Origin of the sequence: Novosphingobium sp., from assembly GCF_036733805.1 — a bacterium.
GTDB lineage: Bacteria > Pseudomonadota > Alphaproteobacteria > Sphingomonadales > Sphingomonadaceae > Novosphingobium.
Genome location: NZ_DAIMZT010000045.1, coordinates 1 through 24438, shown reverse-complemented (window position 1 = coordinate 24438; position 24438 = coordinate 1). Strand labels below are relative to the sequence as shown.

At 64.4% G+C, this 24438-nt stretch carries 22 protein-coding genes and 1 tRNA gene; 14 read left to right on the top strand and 9 right to left on the bottom strand.

Annotated elements, in window-relative coordinates; genetic code table 11:
• The 3 genes from petA to pepN all read right to left on the bottom strand — a co-directional run.
• Positions 1 to 432, bottom strand: a 432-nt coding sequence (gene petA, locus V7D69_RS11265; protein ID WP_333605836.1) for a ubiquinol-cytochrome c reductase iron-sulfur subunit, incomplete at its 3' end; no start/stop codon positions are given.
• A 235-nt stretch (positions 433 to 667) separates the two neighbouring features.
• Positions 668 to 1438: a peptidoglycan editing factor PgeF gene (pgeF, locus tag V7D69_RS11260; RefSeq protein ID WP_333605837.1), complete on the bottom strand. Its 771-nt coding sequence runs from the start codon at positions 1436 to 1438 to the stop codon at positions 668 to 670.
• Between the two features lies 1 nt (position 1439).
• Positions 1440 to 4094, bottom strand: a complete 2655-nt coding sequence (pepN, locus tag V7D69_RS11255) for an aminopeptidase N (protein ID WP_324063757.1) — start codon at positions 4092 to 4094, stop codon at positions 1440 to 1442.
• A gap of 111 nt (positions 4095 to 4205) precedes the next feature.
• Between pepN and V7D69_RS11250 the strand changes: the two genes are divergently transcribed.
• Complete coding sequence (locus V7D69_RS11250) at positions 4206 to 5051, top strand: SDR family NAD(P)-dependent oxidoreductase (RefSeq protein ID WP_333605835.1); 846 nt, start codon at positions 4206 to 4208, stop codon at positions 5049 to 5051.
• On the opposite strand, the gene V7D69_RS11245 is transcribed toward V7D69_RS11250, so the two are convergent.
• Positions 4961 to 5851 (bottom strand): DMT family transporter, encoded by an 891-nt coding sequence (locus V7D69_RS11245; RefSeq protein ID WP_333605834.1) that lies wholly within the window; start codon positions 5849 to 5851, stop codon positions 4961 to 4963. The genes V7D69_RS11250 and V7D69_RS11245 overlap by 91 nt on opposite strands.
• A gap of 44 nt (positions 5852 to 5895) precedes the next feature.
• Entirely contained in the window at positions 5896 to 6891 is a 996-nt protein-coding gene (locus V7D69_RS11240; RefSeq protein WP_333605833.1) for a threonine aldolase family protein, read from the bottom strand.
• A 65-nt stretch (positions 6892 to 6956) separates the two neighbouring features.
• Between V7D69_RS11240 and V7D69_RS11235 the strand changes: the two genes are divergently transcribed.
• The gene (locus V7D69_RS11235) at positions 6957 to 7247 is read left to right on the top strand and encodes a GNAT family N-acetyltransferase (RefSeq protein WP_324063754.1); all 291 of its coding nucleotides are present in this window, start codon (positions 6957 to 6959) and stop codon (positions 7245 to 7247) included.
• An 11-nt stretch (positions 7248 to 7258) separates the two neighbouring features.
• On the opposite strand, the gene V7D69_RS11230 is transcribed toward V7D69_RS11235, so the two are convergent.
• Both V7D69_RS11230 and V7D69_RS11225 read right to left on the bottom strand, forming a co-directional pair.
• Positions 7259 to 8470, bottom strand: coding sequence for a M20 metallopeptidase family protein (locus tag V7D69_RS11230; RefSeq protein WP_333605832.1), 1212 nt, complete (start codon positions 8468 to 8470; stop codon positions 7259 to 7261).
• A 19-nt stretch (positions 8471 to 8489) separates the two neighbouring features.
• Positions 8490 to 9893: a lipopolysaccharide biosynthesis protein gene (locus V7D69_RS11225; RefSeq protein WP_324063752.1), complete on the bottom strand. Its 1404-nt coding sequence runs from the start codon at positions 9891 to 9893 to the stop codon at positions 8490 to 8492.
• 86 nt (positions 9894 to 9979) lie between these two features.
• On the opposite strand from V7D69_RS11225, the gene V7D69_RS11220 reads away from it, so the two are divergent.
• The 4 genes from V7D69_RS11220 (at position 9980) to V7D69_RS11205 (ending at position 14128) form a co-directional block, all read left to right on the top strand.
• Positions 9980 to 11164 (top strand): hypothetical protein, encoded by a 1185-nt coding sequence (locus V7D69_RS11220; RefSeq protein WP_324063751.1) that lies wholly within the window; start codon positions 9980 to 9982, stop codon positions 11162 to 11164.
• Between the two features lie 231 nt (positions 11165 to 11395).
• Complete coding sequence (locus tag V7D69_RS11215) at positions 11396 to 12358, top strand: diacylglycerol/lipid kinase family protein (RefSeq protein ID WP_333605831.1); 963 nt, start codon at positions 11396 to 11398, stop codon at positions 12356 to 12358.
• 40 nt (positions 12359 to 12398) lie between these two features.
• Positions 12399 to 13322, top strand: a complete 924-nt coding sequence (locus V7D69_RS11210) for a hypothetical protein (RefSeq protein ID WP_333605830.1) — start codon at positions 12399 to 12401, stop codon at positions 13320 to 13322.
• Entirely contained in the window at positions 13319 to 14128 is an 810-nt protein-coding gene (locus V7D69_RS11205) for a nucleotidyltransferase family protein (RefSeq protein ID WP_324063748.1), read from the top strand. Before V7D69_RS11210 ends, V7D69_RS11205 begins: the two co-directional genes overlap by 4 nt.
• Here the strand turns inward: V7D69_RS11205 and V7D69_RS11200 are convergent.
• Entirely contained in the window at positions 14103 to 14540 is a 438-nt protein-coding gene (locus tag V7D69_RS11200; RefSeq protein WP_324063762.1) for a DUF2141 domain-containing protein, read from the bottom strand. The genes V7D69_RS11205 and V7D69_RS11200 overlap by 26 nt on opposite strands.
• Before the next feature lie 384 nt (positions 14541 to 14924).
• On the opposite strand from V7D69_RS11200, the gene rpe reads away from it, so the two are divergent.
• From rpe to dxs, 6 genes are all read left to right on the top strand, one after another.
• On the top strand, positions 14925 to 15587 hold the full coding sequence (rpe, locus tag V7D69_RS11195; protein WP_333605829.1) for a ribulose-phosphate 3-epimerase: 663 nt from the start codon (positions 14925 to 14927) through the stop codon (positions 15585 to 15587).
• A gap of 3 nt (positions 15588 to 15590) precedes the next feature.
• A complete protein-coding gene (locus V7D69_RS11190) occupies positions 15591 to 17474 on the top strand; it encodes a heparinase II/III family protein (protein ID WP_333605828.1) in 1884 nt (627 codons plus the stop codon).
• A 117-nt stretch (positions 17475 to 17591) separates the two neighbouring features.
• Positions 17592 to 19184: a bifunctional phosphoribosylaminoimidazolecarboxamide formyltransferase/IMP cyclohydrolase gene (purH, locus tag V7D69_RS11185; RefSeq protein ID WP_333605827.1), complete on the top strand. Its 1593-nt coding sequence runs from the start codon at positions 17592 to 17594 to the stop codon at positions 19182 to 19184.
• A gap of 148 nt (positions 19185 to 19332) precedes the next feature.
• Positions 19333 to 19482: a hypothetical protein gene (locus tag V7D69_RS11180; RefSeq protein ID WP_324063671.1), complete on the top strand. Its 150-nt coding sequence runs from the start codon at positions 19333 to 19335 to the stop codon at positions 19480 to 19482.
• A gap of 46 nt (positions 19483 to 19528) precedes the next feature.
• Positions 19529 to 19990: a Fur family transcriptional regulator gene (locus V7D69_RS11175; RefSeq protein WP_324063669.1), complete on the top strand. Its 462-nt coding sequence runs from the start codon at positions 19529 to 19531 to the stop codon at positions 19988 to 19990.
• 80 nt (positions 19991 to 20070) lie between these two features.
• Positions 20071 to 21993, top strand: a complete 1923-nt coding sequence (gene dxs, locus V7D69_RS11170) for a 1-deoxy-D-xylulose-5-phosphate synthase (protein WP_324063667.1) — start codon at positions 20071 to 20073, stop codon at positions 21991 to 21993.
• A gap of 10 nt (positions 21994 to 22003) precedes the next feature.
• Here the strand turns inward: dxs and V7D69_RS11165 are convergent, their stop codons facing one another.
• The gene (locus tag V7D69_RS11165) at positions 22004 to 23644 is read right to left on the bottom strand and encodes a peptide MFS transporter (protein WP_333605826.1); all 1641 of its coding nucleotides are present in this window, start codon (positions 23642 to 23644) and stop codon (positions 22004 to 22006) included.
• 250 nt (positions 23645 to 23894) lie between these two features.
• Between V7D69_RS11165 and V7D69_RS11160 the strand changes: the two genes are divergently transcribed.
• Both V7D69_RS11160 and V7D69_RS11155 read left to right on the top strand, forming a co-directional pair.
• Entirely contained in the window at positions 23895 to 24176 is a 282-nt protein-coding gene (locus V7D69_RS11160; RefSeq protein WP_333605825.1) for an integration host factor subunit beta, read from the top strand.
• Positions 24177 to 24346: 170 nt separating this feature from the next.
• Positions 24347 to 24430, top strand: a tRNA-Leu gene (locus tag V7D69_RS11155).
• Positions 24431 to 24438: the final 8 nt, after the last annotated feature.

Sequence of the window (24438 nt, the reverse complement as noted above, 5' to 3'; positions counted from 1 at the left end):
CGAACCGTGGCAGGGGCAGAAATAGCCGCCGAACTCGCCGCGATTCTCACCCTCGCCGGCGCCAAGCGGCACGCAGCCCAGATGAGTGCAGACACCCATGGTGATGAGCCAGTTCTCCTTGCCGGGCTTGGTCCGATCTTCCAGCGTCTGCGGATCGCGCAGGATCGAAAGAGGCACGGCGTTGGCCTCGGCGATTTCCTTGGGCGTCAGATTGCGCACGAACACCGGCTGTTTGCGGAAGACCGCCTTGATCGCCTGGCCGGGCTTGATCGCGGAAATATCGACCTCGGTCGAAGAAGCCGCAAGGACATCGGCAGAAGCCGACATCTGGCTCACCAGTGGGACCACAACGCCCACGCCGGCAACGCCAGCCGCGCTCACTGCGGCGATATTGATGAAATCGCGCCGCCGCACGCCGTCTTCTTCTGCCATGTCTGCCCTGTCCTGCTTTATCGACATCTTGATTTCGACAACCCACTGCCCAAGGGACTGACAGCAGGCCAGTACCGACCCATGCGAAGCCTGGTGTCCCCCGTTTCGACGCTCAGACCGGGCGCGCCCCAGGCCAAGATCGACTTGGCGCGCCTGATATACACGAAACTCCGCCCTGCCAACCGCCTTTTTGGCCTATCTTCCAACCAACGAAAAAGCGCACCGATTCAACAAATCAGCGCAAGCCGATCAGCGAAATCTGGCGTCCATAGGCCGCCTCGCCGCGGTGAGTGGACCGGCGAAAGGAAAAGAACCGCCGCGGTGCGGCATAAGTATCGAGGCGCAGGCGCTCGATCTCCCCGACCCCGGCAGCTTCCAGACGAGAGACGACATAGCCTGCAAGATCGAACTGCCAGTGCCCTTCTCGCCCCGGCTCGAAAAATCGCGTGTTGGCGGCATCGGCGGCGGCAAAACGGCCGTGAAAGCCCGCGTCCACCTCATAGGAAGCTTGGGTAATGCACGGACCGACAGCCGCCACGATGCGCCCCCGGTGCGCGCCAAGCGCCCTCATCGCCTCGATCGTGCGGTCAGTAACGCCGGCGATGGCGCCTTTCCACCCGGCATGAGCCGCGCCAATAACCCCTGCCTCGCGATCGGCCAGCAGCACGGGCGCGCAATCGGCGGTGAGGATGCCCAGGAGAAGGTCGCGCCGGTCAGTGACAAGAGCGTCCGCGCGCGGCCGGGCGCTTTCGGGCCAGGGTTCGGCGCCAACGGTCACACAGTCGGGCGAATGCACCTGGTAAACGGTCACCAGTCGCGCGCCCGGCAGCACCGCATCGACGGCGCGGCCGCGATTCTCGGCGATCCGCGCCGAATCGTCGCCCGAACCAAGCCCCACGTTGAGACCCGCGACGTCACCGGTGCTCACACCGCCGATCCGCCCCAGGAACCCATGCGCCAGGCCATCCAGCACTGAGGCGCGGTTAACCTCGACGGCGTGCGCCAGGTCAGCCAAGGCTCTTGGTCACCTGTTCGCGCACGTCGCGCGAAAGCACCGGCTCAGCGGCGATCCGCTCCAATTCCGCGCGCATCATCGCCGCGCGCGCCGGCTCGATTCGTCGCCAGCGCCCCAGCGCGGGCACGAAGCGGGCCGCCGTCTGCGCGTTGATCGGATCGAGCCGGCGAATCAGATCGCCAATCAGGCGATAGCCTGCGCCGCTCGCATCGTGAAACGCCTTGGGATTGGCCGCCACCGCCATATAAAGCGCCCGCACCCGGTTGGGGTTGCTCATCGTCAAATCCGGGTGCTGCGCCAATGCGTAGATGTGTTGCATCACATCGGGATGGAACGAGCCCGCCTGGAGCGAGAACCACTTGTCAATGACCAGGGCATTGTCCAGATAACGGCGACGGAAATCGCCCAGCGCCTCTTCCCGTTCGGGCGCATCGAGGCTCGAAAGGGCAAGCAGCGCGCCCTGACGGTCCGTCATATTGTCAGCCTGGCGATACTGCGCGATGGCGCGGCGGGCGCCCGCCTCCGGGTTGCCGGCGGCCACATAGACGAGCGCCTGACTCTTGATCTTTCGCGCGCCGCGCGCCGTCGCATCACGGCCATAGGACACCGCGACCGCGCGATCGTGCAGCACGGCGAGAGCTTTCGCGTACTCGCGCCCCAGCCACGTCTTGAGCGCTTCGCGCTCGGCATGGATTGCGCCCGGATCGGCCACCAGCATCTGCTCCGCCAGGTAGCTTTCGGCCGGGAGGATCATCAGTTCGCCGCGCATCAGATCGTCCAGCGCAGGATCGCCGATGATCGCCGCGAAAGCCTGCCCGATCGCGGCGCGTCCCGCTGCTTTCGCTGCATCATCCAGGCCGCCGCTGACGACGGCGACAAGATGCTGGACGATAAGGCTCTGCATCGCTTCGTAGCGGGCGAACGGATCGTCGTCGTTCGCGGCAAGAAACACAAGATCCTCGACGGCCCGCTCGAAATCGATGGCGACAGGAGCCGAAAAGCCGCGGTTGATCGACAGCACCGGTGGCTTGGCGAAGCCTTCGAACTCGAACGTGTCGCTCGCCTTATCAAGCACGATCAAGTGCTCGCCGCCGTGCCCGCCGCTGTCGCGATCGAACAACGCGACACGCAGCGGGATGGGCATGGGCTGCTTTTCCGGCTGGCCGGGGGTGCTCGGCACCGTCTGGGTCAGCCTGAGACTTGCCTTGGCGCCGTTGTGCCTCAGCTCGACCGAAACCTGCGGCGTCCCCGCCTGCGCGTACCACAGGCGGAATTGCGCAAGGTCCAACCCCGCGCCATCCTCGATCGCCTTGACGAAATCCTCGCAGGTCGCCGCCTCACCGTCGTGGCGTTCAAAATAGAGATCGGTGCCTTTGCGAAACCGCTCCGGCCCGGCCATGGTGCGCAACATGCGGATCACCTCGGCGCCTTTGTTGTAAATGGTCGAGGTATAGAAGTTGTTGATTTCCTGATAGGAATCCGGCCTTATCGGATGAGCGAGGGGCCCTGAATCCTCCGGGAACTGAGCACTGCGCAGCACCCGCACATCCTCGATCCGCTTAACCGCCGGGCTGCCCATCGCGGCGCTGAAAAGCTGGTCTCGCAGGACCGTGAAGCCTTCTTTGAGGCTAAGCTGGAACCAGTCCCGACAAGTGATGCGATTGCCGGACCAGTTGTGGAAATATTCGTGCCCGATCACGCCTTCGACCGCATCGTAATCGCCGTCGGTCGCGGTTTCGGGGTCCGCCAGCACGTAGCGGGTATTGAAGATATTGAGCCCCTTGTTCTCCATCGCTCCCATGTTGAAATCGGAAACGGCGACCACGTTGAACAGGTCAAGGTCATACTCGCGCCCGAACGCCTCCTCGTCCCACTTCATCGCGGCGATCAGCGAATCCATCGCGTGCTGCGTGCGCCCCTCGTCTCCCGGACGGACCCATATATTGAGGTCGACATCGCGACCGCTCATAGTCCTGAAAGTCGCGTGATTGGCCACCAGATTGCCCGCTACAAGCGCAAAGAGGTAGCTCGGCTTGGGCCAGGGGTCGTGCCATTGCGCCCAATGCTGACCCTCGGCCTCCTCCCCCGTCGCGGTGCAATTGCCGTTGGCAAGCAGAATCGGAAACTGCGCCTTGTCCCCATGCATCCGCACGGCGTAAGTAGAGAGCACGTCCGGCCGGTCGGGGAAGAAAGTGATGCGACGGAAGCCTTCCGCCTCGCACTGCGTGCACAACATGCCGTTAGAGGCATAAAGCCCCATCAGCTGACTGTTGGCGGCGGGATTAACCTGGGTTTCGATTTCGACCTGATGCTCGGTTCCGGGAAGGTCGATCAACAGGTCGGGACCATCCAGGCGCCAGTCATTGATCGCCTCTCCATCGACCCGCACTGAAAGCGGTGCGATCTGGTCACCGTTGAGGCGCAGCGTCGCCGCGCCGTTGCCAGCCGGGTTGCGCACAATCTTGAGCTTCGAGGCAACCCTGGTATCATCAATACCGAGAGCGAAATCGAGCGCGATTTCAGGCACCAACCAGGCGGGCGGCAGGTAATCCTCCCGACGGATGACCGGCGGGGCCTGCGGCGACGGCGCGGCATCGGCGATCTGGATGTTCTCGGCGGGCTCGGCGGGTCTGCTGGCGATGTCCATATGCGCTACTTAGAGCCTTGAAATGCGATTGCCAGCGGGCGCGCCGGAATTTTGCAGTCGTACCGGCCAGAACGGGATGACGGATCGGCGGAAAGCCTTTACTCGCCTGCCATGCCCCGCATGTTCATCTTCGGCCTAGGCTACACCGCGCAAGTGATCGCCCGCCATCTGCAGGTGCGTGGCTGGGAAGTGATCTCCACCGGGCGCGAAGGCACGCTGACCTTCGATGACGAGGGCACCGTACGTCTGGCTCTGACGGACGCCGATCATGTGCTTTCGTCGGTTCCACCGGGCAACGAAGCGCGCGGAGAGCCGTTGGACCCGGTGCTCGAACGTTATAGCGACGCATTGCGGGGCAAGGCGCTTTCATACCTCTCTTCCACCGGCGTCTATGGCGATGCCGGCGGGGCATGGGTGGACGAATCCTCACTCATAGGCGCCGGCCGGCGCACGGCGCGGTGCGAGGCGGATGCGGCCTGGCTGGCATTGGGAGCGCGGGTCTATCGGCTGCCTGGCATTTACGGGCCGGGTCGCTCCATGTTGGATCGCGTAAGCGCAGGGCGGGCGCACCGCATTGCTTTGCCGGGCCAGGTCTTCAGCCGCATTCATGTGGAGGATATCGCCGCGGGCGTCCTCGCCGGGCTGAACGTGCCGCCGGGCGCTTACAATCTTGCCGACGACTTGCCCTGCCATCAGAATCTGGTGGTTGAGGAAGCCTGCCGCTTGCTGGGCGTCGACCTTCCTCCCCTGCAATCGCTGGACAAAGCAAACCTTTCAGCGATGGCGCTCGCCTTTTATGCCGAGAACCGGCGAGTGGCGAACGGCAAGGCGAAACGCATGCTGGGCTGGCGGCCGCGCTATCCGGATTACGTTGCGGGCCTGCGCGCGCTCAGGGCCACGATCAGCCCGATCGTCGCCAGCACCGCGCCCGCGACGGTGAGAGGCGTCCAACGGTAGCCTTCCAGAGCGGTCGAGATCAGCATGGCGATCACCACCACCGCCACCCCGTTATAAGCCGCCTTCCCCGGTCCCAGCTGGCGAATGAGACCGTAATAAAGCGGAAAGGTTATGACTGAGCCGAAGATGGCCAAATAACCGGTGCCAAGCCAATAGGCCGGTCTGGTGGGTATGATCGGCGGCCCGGCCGTGGTCCAGGCCACCGCAAGGTCGCAGATCGTGCCATAAAGCATCGCCCAGGCGAGCAGGCTCACCATCGGTAGCCGCTGCCCGGTTCGGTCGGCTTGAATCACGTTGGAGATCGACGCGCTCAGCATCGCAATCAGCGCAAAGGCCACGCCCAGGAACACTTTGCCTTGAACCGGAGCGGCCCGCGCCTCATGCAACAGCAGCAAGGCTATGCCGCCGATCGCCACCAGACTGCCGAGAGCGAAGCGCGCGGTAATCGGCTGTTTGAGCAGGAGGCGCGCAAGAATCGCGTTCGGCACCAGCAAGAGGGCCAGCATCACGGCGACGATGCCGGAGGTGAGATGCAATTCGGCCCGGTAAACGAAATTGTAATTGCCGCAGAACTGCGTGATGCCGACGAGGAAGGCCAGGCGATGGCCGGCCCGGCCCAGCTTCAGGCTTCGTCCTGTGGCCAGCGCCACGGCGAACATCGTCGGCGTCGCCAGCAGAAAGCGCCAAGAGACGGACCAGCTTGCCGGGACCTCGCCGATCTGCCCGGTGATGACCCACCAGGTCGATCCCCATATCAGCGAGACCAGCAGGAACGGCAGCAGCACCGCCGGATGCAACATCGATGGCGATGCGTCGTCCTTTTGCGTCAGGATGCTTCGCCCGGTCACAAAGCGGCGATGGCGCGCGCCAATGCCGAGACGTGTTCTGTTTTCGCGTCCCATGCGGTGACCAACCGGGCCGCGGCCTGCCCCCAATCATAGAAGCCGAAGCCCTGCGCACGCAGGGCCTCGCGTTCATCGGGGGTGCAGGTCAGGAACACCTCATTGGCCTCCACCGGATGAAGCAGCCGCCCGGCCGCCGCCGCCGCGATCTCGGCCGCCGCGGCATTGGCGGCGCGCGCGTTCTCCAGCCAGAGGTCGCCTTCCAACAGGGCGAGAATCTGCGCGGCCATGAATCGACCTTTCGATTGCAGATGTCCGGCTCGCTTGCGGCGATAGCGGATCATCCGCGCCGCCTCGGGATCGAAGAACACCACCGCCTCCGCCCCCATGCCGCCGTTCTTGATGAAGCCGAAGCTCAGCGCATCCATGCCCGCGCAAGCCGCTCCGGGCGCGCAGTCCAGAAAGGCGACGGCATTGGCGAACCGCGCGCCGTCCATGTGCAACCCAAGCCCGCGCGCGGCGGCGAAAGCGGAAAGCGCTTCAAGTTCATCAGGCCGATAGACACAGCCGTACTCGCTCGCCTGCGTGATGGAAACGGCATTCGGCTGAACCTGATGCACATCGTTGCGGATCGGATCGATCACCGCCGCGACCGTTTCCGGCGTGATCTTCCCGCTTTCGCCATTGGCCAGCAGCAGCTTGGCGCCGTGAAGATAGAACCCCGGCGCGCCTGCCTCGTCCATCTCGATATGCGCCTCGCGGTGACAGACGACAGCCCCGTGCGGCTGCACCATCGAAGCGAGCGCGAGGCAATTCGCCGCCGTGCCGGTCGCCACCCACAGAGCCGCGCATTCTCGCCCCAACAATGCCGTGAACGCCGCATCGAGGGCGCGGCTGAGCACATCGTTGTCATAAGGCGCATCCGCCGCATCCGCCGCGATCATCGCCTGCCAGACGGCGGGGTGAACGGCCGCGGCATTGTCTGAAAGGAACTGCATGGCCATATGCCTGCGAGGCGACAGGCGCGCCGTCAAGCATTCACGCGCAACGAGGAGACAAGTCCATGGTCGGGGTGACCATCACCAAGCACGAGACTGTATCCACAGGGGAATATCACGCTCATGTCGCCGACAGCGACGAAATCGGCCGCCTGACCTGGCGTGCGCGCGACGGCATTCGCTATGCCGAGCACACTCTTGTCCCCAAAGCCATCGGCGGACGCGGGGTGGCGGCGCGCCTGGTCGAAGCGATGGTCGCCGACGCACGCGAAAACGGATTCAAGATCGCCCCGATATGCAGTTATGTCGTCGCCGCGTTCGATCGGCACCCGGAGTGGGCGGATGTTAAGGCGTGAGGCCTAAACCTTTAGCCCCAACCGCGCTCCAGGAAAGTCGTCGCCAGGCCGGCGAGAAAAGCGGCGCCTTGCGGCAGGACGCTTTCGTCCACCATCATGCGGGTGGAATGGATGCCGCAGCACTGCCGCCAGTCCTCTCCGGCACGGCTGACGCCGAGGAAGAACATGGCGCCGGGCACCTTCTCCAGCACATAGGCAAAGTCCTCCGCGCCCATGATCGGATCGGCAAGACGCAGGAATGACTGCTCGCCGAACATCTCGCGCGCCACTTTCTCGCCCAGATCGACGGCCTGAGGATCGCAGACCGTAACCGGAAAGCCTTCGAGGATGTGCACTTCGGCAGCTAGGCCGTGCGCCTTGGCGATCCCCGCCGCCAGAAGCGGCAGCTCTTCCTTCAGGCGCGCGCGGTTGGCGGCGGAAAGCGTGCGGATCGTTCCCGTCATCCGCGCCGTGTCGGGGATGACGTTGTGTGCGGTCCCGCTCTCGATCTTCGCGATCGTGACCACGACCGGATCGAATACGCTGAAACGGCGCGCGATCATGGTTTGGATGGCGCTGACGATCTCGCAGGCGATCGGCACCGGATCCAGCGTGTCATGCGGCATGGAAGCATGGCCCCCACGCCCGGCCACCGTAATCTGGAGCTGATCCGCCGCCGCCAGCAGCGGCCCCGCGCGGCCTCCGACAATGCCGTGCGGCGCATTGGGCATGACGTGAAGCGCGAATGCAGCGTCGGGCAACGGCCGATCCGCCCCACCCAGCAGCCCGTCATCCAGCATGAAGCGCGCGCCGTGATAACCCTCCTCGCCCGGCTGGAACATGAAGCGCACTTCGCCCTGGAGCCTGTCCGCGCGGCCCGCCAGCACCTCCGCCGCTCCCCCCAGCATTGCGACGTGTGCATCGTGCCCGCAGGCGTGCATCACGCCGGGAATGGTGGAGGCAAAGTCGAGCCCCGTCTCCTCCGGCATCGGCAGGGCATCCATGTCGCCGCGCAAGAGCACGCAAGGCCCATCCCCGGCGCCGCCCTTCAATGTGGCGACCAGCCCCGTCGTGGATGGTCCTTCCCGCCATTCGAGGGGCAGATGCGCCAGCGCCTTGCGGATCTTGTCCCGCGTTCTGGGGGTGTGCAGCCCGATCTCAGGCTCGGCATGGATGGAGCGGCGAAGCGCGACGAGACGATCGAAAAGGACGGCGGCGTCGGCGGCGAGGTCGAGGACAGACATTCCCCCATGATAGCCGGCCTCAATCCTGTGTCGAGTTCGCTTCCTCCATCCCGTGATGCGCAAGCGCGTCTTCGGGATCCTCCAGCCGGCCCAAGGTGGTGAGGGCCATAACTCCAAGCGCGACGTAGCCCGCCGCGCCGGCGGCAGCCACCGCCCAGGCAATGCCTATCGCCCCCATGCTCTTGAGCGCCAGCACGGCGACGCATAGGGAGGCCACCGTCACCATGCGTCCGAACAGCGCATAACGCGCCACCCCGGTAGAATGGAGGACGGGCTCGAAAGCGACGCTGGCCAGTTCGAAACTGGAAGCGACGGCCAGCGGCACGAGAATGACGGCCCCCCGCTCGAAAGCCGATCCGCCGATCAACGCCAGCAGCGCCTTGCCGCCGGTAAGCGCGGCAACCACCACGGTAGCTCCGGCCAGGCCCGCAACCATGCTGATACGACGCACCATGCGGCGAAATTGTTCACTGGTCGCGGCAACGCGCGCCCGTGAAATCTCCGGGTAGATGGCGCGGGCGATCAGCGTGGAAACCTTGCTGAAACCCTGTGCCAGCTGGTCGGCAAGCCTGTAAAGGCCCGCGGCGCTGGTGCCAAGGAACCAGCCGACCGCAAGCAACGGCCCCTGCTTGTAAGCGGCATCCAGCGTGCTGCCGGCCGATACGATCAACAGAAAGCGCTCAATCCCCGGATTTTCCTTCACGGTCTGCCGCCATTGCCGGATTCCCGCGAAATCAAGGCCGCGCGGGCTCAACCGCAAGGCAATCGTCCAGTAGATCACCGCGCAACTGAGGTCGATCACGGCCCAGGCCAGCAGAAACCTGCCCACGTTGGGCCCAGCGAACCAGATCGCGCTCGCCGCCAGTAGGCGACTGATCGGCACGAATGCCTCCACGTAGACGGCCATGTCGAACCGGTTGAGCGCGCGCAGCATGCCTGTCGGCGCTGAAACCCGCGCCCAGACCATGGCGCAATTGAAGGCGCACCCCATCACCACATATTCGGGATTGAGCTTCAGCGGCCCTGCAAAGCCGAAAAAGATCACGATGGCGATGGTGCAGCCGATCACCGCGGCCAGTGCATCGATCATGCCGCACAACATGCTGAGGCGGCTGAACCGGACCCAATCGCCATCGTGCACATAAGCGGCGCCATAGCGCACCACCGCTTGCCAGGTCTGAAAGCCGGCAATCGCGACAAGCGCTTGCGAAGTACCGAAGATCAGCGCAAAGTGTCCGAAGTCCTTGAGCCCCAGAGAGCGCGAAAGGATCGCCAGATAAGCGATGCTCAGCACGCCGCCGAAGCCCTTGCCGCCCAGCAGCCAGGCCGTGTTTTGAATGATGCTCCGAAATACGGAATGGGGAGCGAGACGGTCTTGCGCCGGGGCGGTCATGTGCGGCGTCTGGACGAGTTTGCGTCCCACTGCAAGCCGCTCGCGACAAGGCGACGCGAGGCCCGCGCCGGGCGTAGCGCTATACAACTTCGGCCAAATCGGATAGCGAACCGGCAGTGCCCAGGATCTGCTTTCTTTTCAATCACGATCAGACGCACCAGATCGCGCACAGCCTGCCGATTGCGCTGGAACTGGCTCGCCACGCCGGTGTGGAAATCACTCTGGCAGTGACGGAAGACGCGATAGAACGCCGTGTGCGCGAAATCGCGGGCGCCATGCTTGACCGTTGCCGGCTAGTGCGGCTGACCTTGCGCTCGCAAGGTTCAAAACTGGCGGAGCGCACACTTGGCGAGCTGATTCCCGCACGCAAACTGCTGATCTACCGCGACAACCTTGATTTCTTTCGCGGCTTTCGCGCCCTTGTGGTCTCGGAGAAGACTTCACTCCTGCTCAGGACGCGTTACGGCCTCGACCGCCTCAAGCTGATTCACACCCGTCATGGGGCCGGCGACCGGGCGATCGGCTTCAGCGCCGAAAGCGCCTTGTTCGACCTGGTGCTGGTATCCGGCGCCAAGATCGCTCGCCGGCTTGAGACGGATGCCGGGGTCGATCCCGCCCGCATTCGCATCGTCGGCTATTCGAAATTCGATCTGTGCAAGGATAATCGCGCGCCGCTGCCTTTCTCCGATCCAGCGCGGCCGGTGGTGCTGTACAATCCCCACCCCTCGCCCCGTCTCTCAAGCTGGTACAGGATGGGGCCGGACATCCTTGAAGCGTTTTATCGATCGGACCGCTTCAACTTCATCTTCGCGCCGCACGTGATGATGTTCGCACGCAAATGGACAGTGACGATCAACCCGCCCGCGATCCGGCGCATGCGCCCGCCCCCAGCCCGTTTCTCCACCGCGCCGAACATGCTGATCGATCTGGGCAGCAAGGCGTCCACGGACATGACGTATACGAACATGGCCGATGTCTACATCGGGGACGTCAGCAGCCAGGTGTACGAGTTCCTGTACCGCCCGCGCCCCTGCCTGTTCCTGAATGCTCATGACACGCAGTGGCGCTCCGACCCGGACTATGCGCATTGGCGGGCCGGACCGGTCGCACCCGCAAGGATGGACATCATCGCGGCCGTAGAGCAGGCCATTGCAACGCATCGCGATTATCTCGCCCTCCAACGCGAGATGCTGGCGGACACGTTCTCCGTCACTGATGAACCGGCCTCGGCGCGCGCGGCGCGGGCGATCATCGCATTCTTGACCGAGGAAGGCCCCGAACCCCTTGAATCTGCACGATGAAAGTCGCGGGAATGTCATTCCATTGTAAGAGGAAAGCGGCAACGGGCCGGCTCCTCCCGGAAAACCGGCGGTTCGTCACAAAAATGCAGCCTTAATCTGGCATTCATGCAATAGTGACGTGCTTTTTCGCCGGGCAGTGGCTATATGCCCCCCGTGCACGGAAACATCTATGAATTTAAGACGCTGCCGAAAGCAGAGTTCCGCAGTCCCCCCTCGCGGACGAGGAACTATTTGCGGCGCGCGCGCGCGGTCCCGCTGGTCGGCATCATCCGCAATCCCCGCAGCCACCGCAATAACGGCGAAGCGCCGGAAATGGCGGATTGCTCCAATATCCTGACCGAAACGCCCCATACGCGTGAGGATCTGTATTATACGCTAGCCGGCTTTGCGCGGCGGGGCATAGATTATCTGGTGGTCGACGGCGGCGACGGCACCGTGCGCGACGTGCTGACCTGCGGCGCGGACATCTTCGATGACAAGTGGCCCGCCCTCATCATTCTGCCCAAAGGCAAGACCAATGCCCTGGCGGTCGACCTGGGCCTGCCCAATCACTGGTCGCTGGCGCAAGCGCTTGCCGCAGCGCACGGGGGCAAGACCCGCACCAGACGACCCCTGCGCGTCCTCCCGGCCGATGGCGCGGAGGAAGGGTGCGTCCAGGGTTTCATCATGGGCACCGGCGCCTTCTCCATCGGCACGGAAGCCGGGCAGGAAGCGCATCGCCGCGGCGCCTTCAACAGTTTCGCGGTGGGCCTGACGGTCCTTTGGGGAATCATCCAGACGCTGTTCGGCCGGGCCGGCAACCCCTGGCGTCAATGCACGCCGACGCGGATCGTGGATCGCGATACCGGCCGCGAGCTTTCGCATGCCGGTCCGGGCCGCGCGGACCAACGCTTTCTCACCGTCGCCACCACCTTCGAGAAATTCCCCCTGGGCGCGCGGCCCTTCGGCCGCGATCCCACGCCGGGGCTGAAGATGGGCGTGATCGACTGGCCGGTGCGCTGGATCATGGCGCTTCTGCCTGCGGTGCTGTTCGGTCTTTCCGGCCGCTTCCTCGAACGTCGCGGGGTTCAGCGCTATTATGCGAGCGCGCTGGAACTCGACATCGGCGGGCCCTTCATCCTGGATGGAGAAGCGTTTCCGGCTGGTCACTATATGCTTGACGAAGGGCCGCAACTCACCTTCGTGGTCCCCTGATCCCTCTTGATCTTGGGAACCTGCGCGGAAGCATGGCGGCATGAGCGAAGACGTCGACGTTCCCGAAACCCTCGAAAGCCGCATCGCCAGCGCCCTTGCTCGTCCGATCAGGCCGGAAGTGCGCGCTTTCGCTGCGCGGCTAACCTCGCCCGAGACCGCGGGCATCCTGTTTTACGGCTCTAACTTGCGCACCGGCTCGCTGGAAGGGGTGCTCGATTTCTACGTGCTGACTCAAGGACCCAACGAAGAAAAGATCTGGCCGCGCGTGAGTTATCACGAATGGCGGCACGGCGGTACGATCCTGCGGGCCAAAGTCGCCACGATGGCGGTCGACACGTTCCGCGCCGCCGCCGCTGGGGAGCGGCTCGACACCACGATCTGGGCGCGCTTCGTTCAACCCAGCGCGCTCGCATGGCAGCATGATCGCACGGCGGGCGCCGCGATTGCCGAAGCCGTCGCGCAGGCTGCGTGCACCGCCGCACGCCTTGCAATCGCGCTGGGGCCCCGGATCGGAACAGTTGAGGATTACTGGCGCGCCTTGTTCCGCGCCACATACGCGGCCGAATTTCGCGTGGAGACAGCGGGGCGCGAAGATTCGATCCTCGCCGCCAATAGCGCGCATTTCGATGGGCTGCTGCCTCTGGCCCTGGCGGCGCAAGGAATCGGCTTTGCCCGCGATGCCGACGGAGGGATCAGCCCGGAGATGACCGTGACGCAGCGGGCCCGGTTGCTGGATTGGTGGAAGCGCCGAAAACGACTGGGCAAGCCTTACAACATCCTGCGCCTGCTGAAGGCTTCCACTACGTTTCACGGCGCCGCACGTTATGCCGCCTGGAAGATCGAGCGCCATACCGGGGTATCGGTGACGATAACGCCGTGGCGGGAACGCCATCCCGTGCTCGCCGCCCCAGGCGTGCTCTGGCAGGTCTGGCGCGCTCGCAAGTCCGGAGATCGCACGGCATGAACACACCGGTGCCAGCTCCTACCGCGCTGATCCTTGCAGGGTCTCGCCCCGGCCCGCCCGATGCCGTCGCCGCATCGGAGGGAGTTTGGCATAAGGCGCTCGTCATGCTGAGCGGGCAACCGATGCTTTCCCGCGTGGTAGCGGCATTGCGCGAAGCCGGCATCGCCCGCATCGCCGTTTCCGCCACGGACCCACAGGTCATGGATCTGGCGCGGCAACTCGGCTGCGAGGTTCTGCTCGCGGCGGGAGGGCCGAGCGCCAGCGTGGCCCTAGGTCTGGAAAAGCTGGGTGCGCCGCTGTTAGTGACAACCGGCGACCATGCGCTGTTGCGGCCCGAATGGGTGACCGACTTCCTAAACGACGCGCCCCTCCACTGCGACGTCGCGGTCCTGCTGGCCCGGCGCGAAGTGATCGAGACGGCCATGCCCGAAACGCGGCGCACATACTTGCGCTTCGCTGACGGCCATTGGTCCGGCTGCAACTTGTTCCTGCTCGCAAGCGACCGGGCAAGCGCAGCCATCGAGGTGTGGAAGACGGTAGAGGCCGATCGCAAGCGTCCCTGGCGCATTGCCGCGCGGCTGGGCCTTGGCATGCTGGCGCGCTACGCGTTGGGTCGCCTGACACTGGCCGCAGCGATTGGGGGCCTGGGGCGACGTATCGGCATAACCGCCTGTCTTGTCGCCGCGCGCGACGGGCTTGCCGCGGTGGACGTCGACAAGCCTCAGGACCTGGCGGACGCGCGCGCCATCATAGCCACACGGCACGCCGCCCCGCCGCCGATTACATATATTTCATCTGAACCTTGATGGACTTCGCGCCGTCACCCACCGGCACGCCGACCTTGGTGTAATTCGGCTTGCCCAGATTGAAGATGTTGATCGAAGGATTGTTCGACATCGCGCCGCCGTCGTTCATGATGTCGGTCTTGCCATTGCCGTTAAGATCGTGGCGCACCGCCACGCCATAAGTGCCCGGCGCAGGTACGGGCAGGCAGAACGTCGTCGTACCGGCATGCGCCGCCACTTCGATGCGCGAAAGCCATTTGCCTTTCTGCAGCCACTCGGCCGAGGTGGCCCGATATGTCTGCACGCGCAGCTTGCCTTGCGACGACTTGACGCCCTCCACCGTCACGATCAACGCCGGACCGGCGCCCGCCGCGCAACGGCTCATGTCATTCTGGATGTCGTTGCGGTATTGCGCCGCCGCCGGCGCAGACATCGCCAGCGCGACCGCACCGGTCAGCGCGAACGCCACCCCCGCGCGCCGGGCCAACCGCTGCGACCGTCGCCCCTTTTTGGGCCTGGATATGTTCGTGCTCATGGTTACCGTTACTGTCCGTGCAATGTTCATGAAGTCATAGAGGTTGGCGACGCCGGGCTGCAACATGCGCCGCGCTGTTCTCTTGCTGCGGGGAAATGCCTCGGACCCCGTGAATAGCGACTGAATTGATGGTTGCGCCATGTGCAACCATCGCCGTCGGCGACCTATAGCGCGGAAATTGACGGCTCATACCATATCCTGTGTGGAAAACGGCCTGTCCGGCGCTTGTCCACTCAAGACGTGGTGCCGTATCGTCCATGTCAAGGAGCCTGGATTTTCCGCATGAACGCCCCCCTGATTTCTCCGTCTATTCTTTCTGCCGACTTCGCGCGTCTGGGCGAGGAGGTGCGCGCCGTTGACGCGGCGGGGGCGGACTGGATCCATGTCGACGTGATGGATGGCCATTTCGTCCCCAACATCACGATCGGTCCGGCGGTGGTAAAAGCGCTGCGCCCGCATTCCGCCAAGCCCTTTGACGTGCACCTGATGATCGCGCCGGTCGACACCTATCTTGAGGCGTTCGCCGAAGCCGGGGCAGACATCATCACCGTCCACCCCGAAGCCGGGCCGCACGTTCATCGAACCGTGCAGACGATCAAGGCGCTGGGCAAGCAGGCCGGGATCTCGCTCAATCCGGCGACTCCCGCCAAAATGCTGGATTACCTGATCGACGAGATCGACCTTGTGCTGGTGATGAGCGTAAACCCCGGCTTCGGCGGGCAGAGCTTCATTTCCAGCCAGCTTCGCAAGATCGAAGCGGTGCGCAAGATGATCGACAAGTCGGGCCGCGACATCCGGCTGGAGGTTGACGGCGGAGTGGATGCGAAAACAGCGCCGCAGTGTGTGTCGGCGGGGGCGGATGTCCTTGTCGCCGGATCGGCCACTTTTCGTGGGGGCGCTTCGCAATATGCCGCGAACATCAAGACGCTGAAGGGATTGGGATAAACGGTGGCCACCAAAATCCGCGAATGGCCGGAAAACAGGAACCCGGAGCAGAACCGGGCCATTCCCTTGTCGCCATCGGTCGAGGAGGGTGTCTTGAGCCAAAGCGGAAGCGGGCCGGAAACGGAAACGACGGCCGGCACGCGCCCGGCGCCTGATCCGATCGAGACCGGCCGGGCCCTGGCGCTGGCCGATTTCTCGCCTCCCTCGGTGCACGTGGGCGAGCGGCTGATCCGTATCGCTTACCGCATGGGCATCCCGGCCTCCTTGCTCACCACGCCGATGGGCAAGAAGGCACGTACCCGCCTTCTTGCAACGGTCGGCAATACATTGCCCGGCAGCCGCGTGGCCGGCACCGCCCTTCGCGCCGGGCATTTCCTGGTCCACGGCGCTAAAACCCCGGTTGCGCAAGTCGATTACGCCGGCGCCGCGCGGGTCGGTCCGCCACTGGAAAAAGTGGTGCATTCATTCGCATGGCTGACGGACCTGGAAGCTTGCGCTCCGCGTGAACAGGGCGCGCCGGTGGCGGAACGCATTCTTGCTGCCTGGCTTCAGGCCAATCCGCAGCCGCCGGGCAAGCCGGGCAAGGGGCCGGCGTGGAGTTTAGGCAACACCGGCATGCGACTGATGAACTGGCTGGTTCACGCGCCGTTGATCCTTTCGGGCGACAAGGCGTTTCGCTCGCGCACGCTCGGGCATATTGCCGCGACCGCGCGCTGGCTGGACCGCCATGTCCATCGCGCCGAAGACAACCTGGCCGAAGTGGCCGGCTGGTGCGGCATCGTCGCGGCGGGACTGCTCCTGCCTGACGGCCGGCCGCGCCGCCTTTACGGCGAGGCTGGGCTGCTCAAGGCGCTGGGGGAACTGATGGGCGATGACGGGGGCGTCCTGTCACGCAGCCCATTGGCGCAGATGGAAGCCATCGCGCTGCTGGTGCGGCTGCGCAACTGCTATCAGGCGACGCGGCGCGACCCCCTGCCCGCCATGGAGCGGGTGATAGAGATGCTGGTGCCGCCGCTGCTGGCGCTTACGCACGGGGACGGCTCGCTGGGGTCCTGGCAAGGCGGCTGGGCGGTAGACGCCGAAGACCTTGCCGCCCTCGTCAAGGCCAGCGGCGTGCGCGCGCGCCCGCTGCGCGATGTGCGTCAATGGGGCTATCAACGGGCGGTGGCGAACAAGACGGTGCTGCAGTTCGACGCATCGCCGCCGCCGATGCCGCAGCATGCCCGCTATGGCTGCGCCTCGACGCTGGCTTTCGAACTGTCGCACGGGAAACAACGGCTGATCGTCAACTGCGGCGGGGCCGCCAGCGCAGGCGGGCTGGTCCCCGTCCGGTTGGAACAAGGCTTGCGGGCCACGGCCGCGCATTCCACCCTGACTCTGGACGACGCGAACTCCACCGCCGTGCTCATCAACGGCGCGATCGGATCGGGCGTCACCGAAGTCGACGTCGATCGCAAGACCCTGCCGCAGGACAATGGAACCACGGCCAGCCGCCTTGAAGCAAGCCACAACGGTTATGCCGCGCGTTACGGCCTGACGCATCGCCGCATCCTGATCCTGCGCGACGATGGAACGGAGCTGCGCGGCGAAGACTTGCTACTCCCCTCCAGCCGCAAGGCGAAGCGCGGCAAGGTAGGCTTCGCGATTCGTTTCCACCTCGGCCCCGATGTCGACGTTGCCCTTGCGACGGACGGCCAGGGCGCGGGCCTGGCTTTAGCTGACGGTTCCTATTGGCAATTCCGTTCGGGCGCGGGTGAGGTGACCGTGGAAGATTCGCTGTGGATTGATGGCCATGGGCGTCCTCAGGCCACGCAACAACTGGTGATCCAGGGCATGGTATCACGCGGGGGGGGCACCTTCGGCTGGCTCCTCAAGAAAATGAGCTGATTTTCCTTCGTGCGCAGACGCAATGCGAAAGAGGTTTGCGGCGCCCTTGCCCCCTTCTCCCGCCCGGCCTAAGGGCGCGCGCAAGGAATAGCTGCCCATTTCGCGAAGGAACCGCCCATGACCGACTCCGTCCAGATCCGCCGCGCCCTGCTTTCGGTATCCGATAAGACCGGCCTTGCGGACCTTGGGAAGGCGCTGGCCGCGCGCGGGGTGGAATTGGTCTCGACCGGCGGCACCGCCAAGGCGCTGCGCGATGCCGGTCTGGCGGTAAAGGACATCTCGGAACTCACCGGCTTTCCCGAGATGATGGACGGGCGCGTCAAGACGCTGCATCCCAAGGTCCACGGCGGCTTATTGGCAGTGCGCGACAATCCGGAACATGCAGCTGCCATGGTGGAACACGGGATCGGCGCGATCGACCTGGTGGTCGTCAACCTCTATCCCTTCGAAGCGACAGTGGCCAAAGGCGCAGGCCGGGACGAAATCATTGAGAATATCGACATCGGCGGCCCCTCAATGGTCCGCTCGGCCGCCAAGAACCACGCCTATGTCACCATCGTTACCGACCCGCGCGATTATGAGGGCCTGCTGGCGGAACTTGAAGCAACCGGCGGCAGCACGACTCTCGCCTTCCGCAAACTGATGGCCGCGCGCGCCTTTGCGCAGACGGCGGCTTACGATTCGATGATTAGCCGATGGTTCGCCTTCACGGACCAGGGCCAGCAATTCCCCCAAATGCTCAACCTGAGCGGCCGCCTGGTGACTGAACTGCGCTATGGCGAGAACCCCCACCAGAGCGCCGCACTTTACACACAGGCCGGGCCGCACACCAAGGGCCTTGCGCAAGGCGAGCAGGTGCAGGGCAAGGAGCTGTCCTACAACAATTACAACGACGCCGACGCCGCTTTCGAACTCGCCGCCGAGTTCAAGGGCCAGAAGCCGGCGGTGGTGATCGTCAAGCACGCCAACCCTTGCGGCGTCGGCCAGGCCGATACCTTGCTCGAAGCCTGGGAAGGCGCGCTCGCCTGCGATGACGTCTCGGCCTTTGGCGGTATTGTCGCGGTAAACCAAACGCTGGACGGACCGACCGCGGAGGCGATCTGCAAGATCTTCACCGAAGTCGTCGTCGCGCCGGACGCGGACGAAGCGGCTCGCGCCTTCTTCGCCAAGAAAAAGAACCTGCGCCTGCTGCTGACCGGCGAATTGCCCGAACCGCGCCGTCCCGGCCTGCTCGTGAAGCCGATTACCGGCGGCCTGCTGGTGCAAAGCCGCGACAACGGTGCGATCGGTGCTGATAACCTTAAAGTCGTGACGGATCGCGTGCCGACCGATCGCGAGCTTGCAGACTGCCTGTTCGCCTGGACCGTCGCGCGCCACGTGAAGTCCAATGCCATCGTCTATGCCAAGGACGGCGTGACGGCCGGCATCGGCGCGGGCCAGATGAACCGCCGCGATTCGGCGCGCATCGCCGCCCTCAAGGCCGCCGAGGCGGCCGAGAAGTACGGCTGGGAACAGCCTCGCACGGTGGGCAGCGCGGTCGCTTCGGACGCGTTCTTCCCCTTCGCGGATGGTCTTCTTGCCGCGGCCGAGGCCGGCGCGACGGCCGTGATTCAGCCCGGCGGATCGATTCGCGATGACGAAGTCATTGCCGCCGCTAACGAAGCGGGACTGGCGATGGTGTTCACCGGCATGCGTCATTTCCGGCACTGAGAATGAGCACAATGGCGCAATTCGTCGCGCGCATCCCACCGTTCGTCGCCGAATCGGGCGAATGAGCGGGACGTTCACTCGACGGAAAGCAGATTTCGCGAGAACGGGCGTCCCGGCATCGCCGTCATTCACATCTACCGGACCGATCATGGGACTGTTCAAGGCCGACTTTTACCGCTTCTTCGCCCTCGGCTTTGCCGGCGGCGCGCTACTGGTGCTTGGCGCCACGGGGATCGGCAATCGCACCACCTTGGCAGGCAATATCGTGCCGCCCGCGCAGGCCCAGACGACGCGCTGACCTTCTACCGATTGCGCCGGATCGATACGGGCTCCATATTAGAGTCATGTCCGGCCATCACGTCCATCACGAACATCACGGCGATAGCCTGGTGAAGGCTGCGCGTCTCGCCCTGCTCGATTCCGGCGAGCAATGGACCGAAATGCGCGCCGATGTCTTTGCCGCTCTTGCGGAGCGTGATTGTCCGGCTTCCGCTTACGATCTCGCCGAAAGCGTTTCAGCGCAAAGGGGCAAGCGCGTGGCGCCCAACAGCGTCTATCGCATTCTGGACCTGTTCGTGCGCACCAATCTGGCGCGTCGGGTGGAAAGCGCCAACGCCTATATCGCCAACAGCCATCCCGGCTGCCGCCACGATTGCATTTTCCTGATCTGCGACGGTTGCGGCAGAACCGTCCATATTGACGACGATCGCCTGACCGGCGCCTTGATCGGGGCCGCGCGCGAAGCCGGTTTTGCCGACGTGCGCCCGGTGGTGGAGCTGCGCGGCATGTGCGCGGGGTGCAGTTGAACACGCGCTTGCGGCAAGCTGCGGGACCTCGGCCGCATGTCGCAATCGACACTGGCGGATCAACCGTGTAAGGGGCCACGATGTCCGAAACGCCGGCAACACCACTTCTCGATATCGTCGACACTCCGCACGAACTGCGCAAGCTCAAGCCGGCGCAACTGCGCCAGCTTGCCGATGAACTGCGCGCGGAAACGATCTCGGCGGTGGGGCAGACCGGCGGCCACCTGGGCTCCGGCCTCGGCGTTGTTGAGCTGACGGTAGCGCTCCATTACGTGTTCAACACGCCGGAAGACCGTCTGATCTGGGACGTGGGCCACCAGGCTTATCCGCACAAGATCCTGACCGGTCGGCGCGACCGCATCCGCACCTTGCGGCAGGGCGGTGGGCTTTCCGGTTTCACCAAACGCAACGAGAGCGAGTACGATCCGTTCGGGGCGGCGCACAGTTCAACCTCGATCTCCGCTGCTCTCGGCTTTGCCGTGGCCAACAAGCTGCGCGGTGAACCGGGACGCGGCATTGCCGTGATCGGCGACGGCGCGATGAGCGCGGGCATGGCCTATGAGGCGATGAACAATGCCAAGCAGGCCGGCGACCGCCTGGTCGTGATCCTGAATGACAATGACATGTCGATCGCGCCGCCGGTGGGCGGGCTTTCGGCCTATCTCGCGAAACTGGTCTCCTCGCGCCCGTTCCTATCCCTGCGCGATCTGGCCAAGCGCATCTCCCGCCGATTGCCCGAACCGCTGCACAAGGCCGCCAAGAAGACGGATGAGTTCGCCCGCGGGCTGGCGATGGGCGGCACGCTGTTCGAGGAACTGGGCTTCTATTACGTCGGCCCGGTCGACGGGCACAATCTCGACCAGTTGATCCCCGTGCTCGAAAACGTGCGCGACGCGGCCGAAGGGCCTTGCCTGATTCACGTGGTGACGCAAAAGGGCAAGGGCTATGCCCCGGCGGAGAATGCGGCCGACAAATATCACGGCGTGCAGAAGTTCAACGTCATCACCGGCGAACAGGTGAAAGGCCCGGCGGGGCCGCCCAGCTATACCGGCGTCTTCGCTCAAGCCCTGATCGCCGAGGCGGAGGAAGACCCGTCAATCTGCGCCATCACCGCCGCCATGCCCTCAGGCACCGGGCTTGACAGGTTCGAGGCCATGTTCCCCGACCGCTGCTTCGACGTGGGCATTGCCGAACAGCATGCGGTGACATTCGCGGCGGGCCTGGCGGCGCAAGGCATGCGCCCGTTCTGCGCGATCTATTCCACCTTCCTCCAGCGCGCCTTCGACCAGGTTGTGCATGACGTGGCGATCCAGAACCTGCCGGTGCGCTTCGCCATAGATCGGGCGGGGCTGGTCGGCGCTGACGGTGCCACGCACGCCGGCTCGTTTGACGTGACCTACCTCGCCACGCTGCCCAACATGGTGGTTATGGCCGCCGCTGACGAGGCGGAACTGGTCCACATGACTCACACCGCCGCACGTTATGACGCCGGCCCTATCGCCTTCCGCTATCCGCGCGGCAGCGGCGTGGGGGTGGACTTGCCCGCGAAGCCCGAATTGCTGGAGATCGGCAAGGGCCGCGTCGTGCGCGAAGGCGCCAAGGTCGCGATCCTCTCGCTCGGCACTCGCCTGAGCGAAGCGCTGAAGGCGGCTGATGCTCTGGAGGCCAAGGGCCTCTCCACCACCGTCGCCGACCTGCGCTTCGCCAAGCCGCTCGACGCGGCTCTGATCCGCCGCCTGATGCTCAGCCACGAAGTGGTGGTGACCGTGGAGGAAGGCGCGATCGGCGGCCTGGGCGCTCACGTCCTCACCATGGCGAGCGATGAGGGGTTGACTGACGCCGGGCTGAAGATCCGCACCATGCGCCTGCCTGACCAGTTCCAGGACCACGACAAGCCGGAAGCGCAATATGACCAGGCCGGCCTGAATGCGCCGCAGATCGTCGACACGGTGCTGAAAGCGCTGCGCCACAACAGCGCCGGCGTGGAGGAAGCGCGGGCCTGAGCGCTGCGGCTCAGCCCGGCTTCAGCTCCGGATGCATCCCGGCTTCCCGCGCCTCCAGCCCGATTTGCGCATCGCCTAGATTGCCGTCCTCCAGTGTGTCGAGATGCATCCAGCGCTTCACCAGGGGTGAGAGCGCCAGTACGATCACGGCCACGCCGATCGTGATCCAGCCGATCCAGCTATAAATCGTCAGCGTCAGGTCCTTGTTCATGGTCCCCGAAGCGCCGCCGGTCGCCTCACCGATCTTGCCGGCCACGAAGTTGCCCACCGCCGTCATGTAGAACCACGCGCCCATGATGAAGCTGCCCAGATGCAACGGAGCCAGCCGCGTCATCGCGGAAAGGCCGACCGGAGAAAGGCACAGCTCGCCCGTGGTGTGCAGCAGGTAGATCAGGAACACGAAGATCACCGGGGTCATCGCCGCAGGACTGTCCGTGCCAGCGCCCCACACGAAGACGAGAAAACCCAGACCCACCTGGATCAGCGCATAGCCAAACTTGGCCGGGGCTGAAGGTTCCCACCCGCGCTTGCCCAGCCACTGCCACAAGCCGGCGAAAACCGGGCCGAACAGCACGATGTAAATTGGGTTGATCGACTGGAACAGGCTGGTCGGCACGCCCCCGCGATCGACGAACTTGTCCGTATAAAGGCTGAGCGAGCCGCCTGCCTGCTCGAACAGGCCCCAGAACACGGGATTAAGCGCGATCAGGAATAGGATCGCAAAAATGCGCTCGCGCGGCTCCTTGGGCAGCTTGAACGCTTCGTAAAGCGTGTAAACCAGCATCGCTACGCCTGAGACGATCAGCAGATTCCGGATCACGTCCTGGTATTGCAGCAGCAGCCAGATCACCGCCACCGAACCCGCGCCGATGACATAGAGCGCCAGTTCCCCCTTCCGGGGCAAGGGAGCCGGCGGTTCGCCCCGGCCGCGCAGCGCGGGCTTGCCAATGACGAAAATGATGAGGCCAAGCACCATGCCGATGCCGGCCAGGCCAAAGCCCCAGGACCAGCCAATGGTCTCGCCCAGATAGCCGACCAGAATCGTACCAAGCGCCGCACCGGTGTTCACGCCCATGTAGAAGATCGTGTAGGCCGCGTCCCGACGTGTGTCGCGCAAGCCATAGAGCTGGCCCACGATCACAGAGATATTGGCTTTCAGAAACCCCGACCCGACGATGATGAGCGACAGCGCCAGCCAGAACACGTTGATCGCCGGGTCCGCCTGCTTGACCGCCGGATCGGTGACGCCCTGCAGCCCCTCGTAAGCCATGAACAAATGACCCAGTGCAAGCACTATGCCGCCGAACAGCACTGCCTTGCGCTGCCCCAGCCAGCGGTCGGCCAGATACCCGCCGAGAACCGGGGTGATGTAGACCAGACTGGTGTAAGCACCGTAGATCAGATTCGACTTACCGTCCGAAAACAGCCAGAACTTGGTCAGATAAAGGATCAACAGCGCGCGCATGCCGTAATAGGAAAACCGCTCCCACATCTCGGCATAGAACAGAACATAAAGCCCGCGCGGGTGCCCGGCAAATTCTTCGCTCCGGCGTGAGGCAATGGCGCCTCCGATCCCCAGCACGGCGAACAGCATCACCCCACCGATCGCGGCCAGCCAATCCCCTTCATTCCACTGCGCGATATCCTTCATGCGATGTCCCGTTGCCCTTCTTGTCCGGACCAAGTTGAAGGACGGGGACGGTAGCGCGCAATATCGGGCTGTAAATGGGGCTCAAAGTGGTGCGGAAACGGAGGGAACCCGCCATTTTCCCGTTTCGGGGCAAATCCGCGTTGGCCATTGCGCGAACCGTGCCACAATGGCATTTTAAAGACAGTTATGCGGCGGGGGTCGTGTAATTTTATGATTCGGGACGATTTAGATATTTTTTCGGGGGGTGCGCATGATTAGGTCCGAGCTTCTGCAGGCCATGGCCAGGGACAATCCGGAGCTACGGGCCGAGGATGTAGAGCGCGCCGTAGACACGTTCTTCGACGAGATTGCCCAACGTCTGGCGGACGGCGGCCGCGTGGAGCTTCGGGGCTTCGGCGCCTTTTCCACGCGCCAGCGCGAAAGCCGCACCGGCCGCAACCCACGCACGGGTGACAGCGTGGCCGTGCCCGAAAAGCGCGTCCCCTATTTCAAGCCCGGCAAGGAAATGCGCGCGCGGCTGAATGTAAGCTAAAGGCTTTCCCGAACCTAACCTTCCACAGCGGTTGCCCGACCGCCCGCGATCTGCCAGAGCGCGCGAACTTGGAATGGTTTCGAGGTGGACAGCATAGTCTGCGGTAACCAAGCACAAAGGAAATCCGAGGGGCGATCCGGCTCAACCGAAACGGATCGTCTCCAGCCGATGCGGGCGTGGCGGAATGGTAGACGCCGGGGACTTAAAATCCCCTGAGCTTGCTCGTGCGGGTTCGAGTCCCGCCGCCCGCACCATCCTTTCC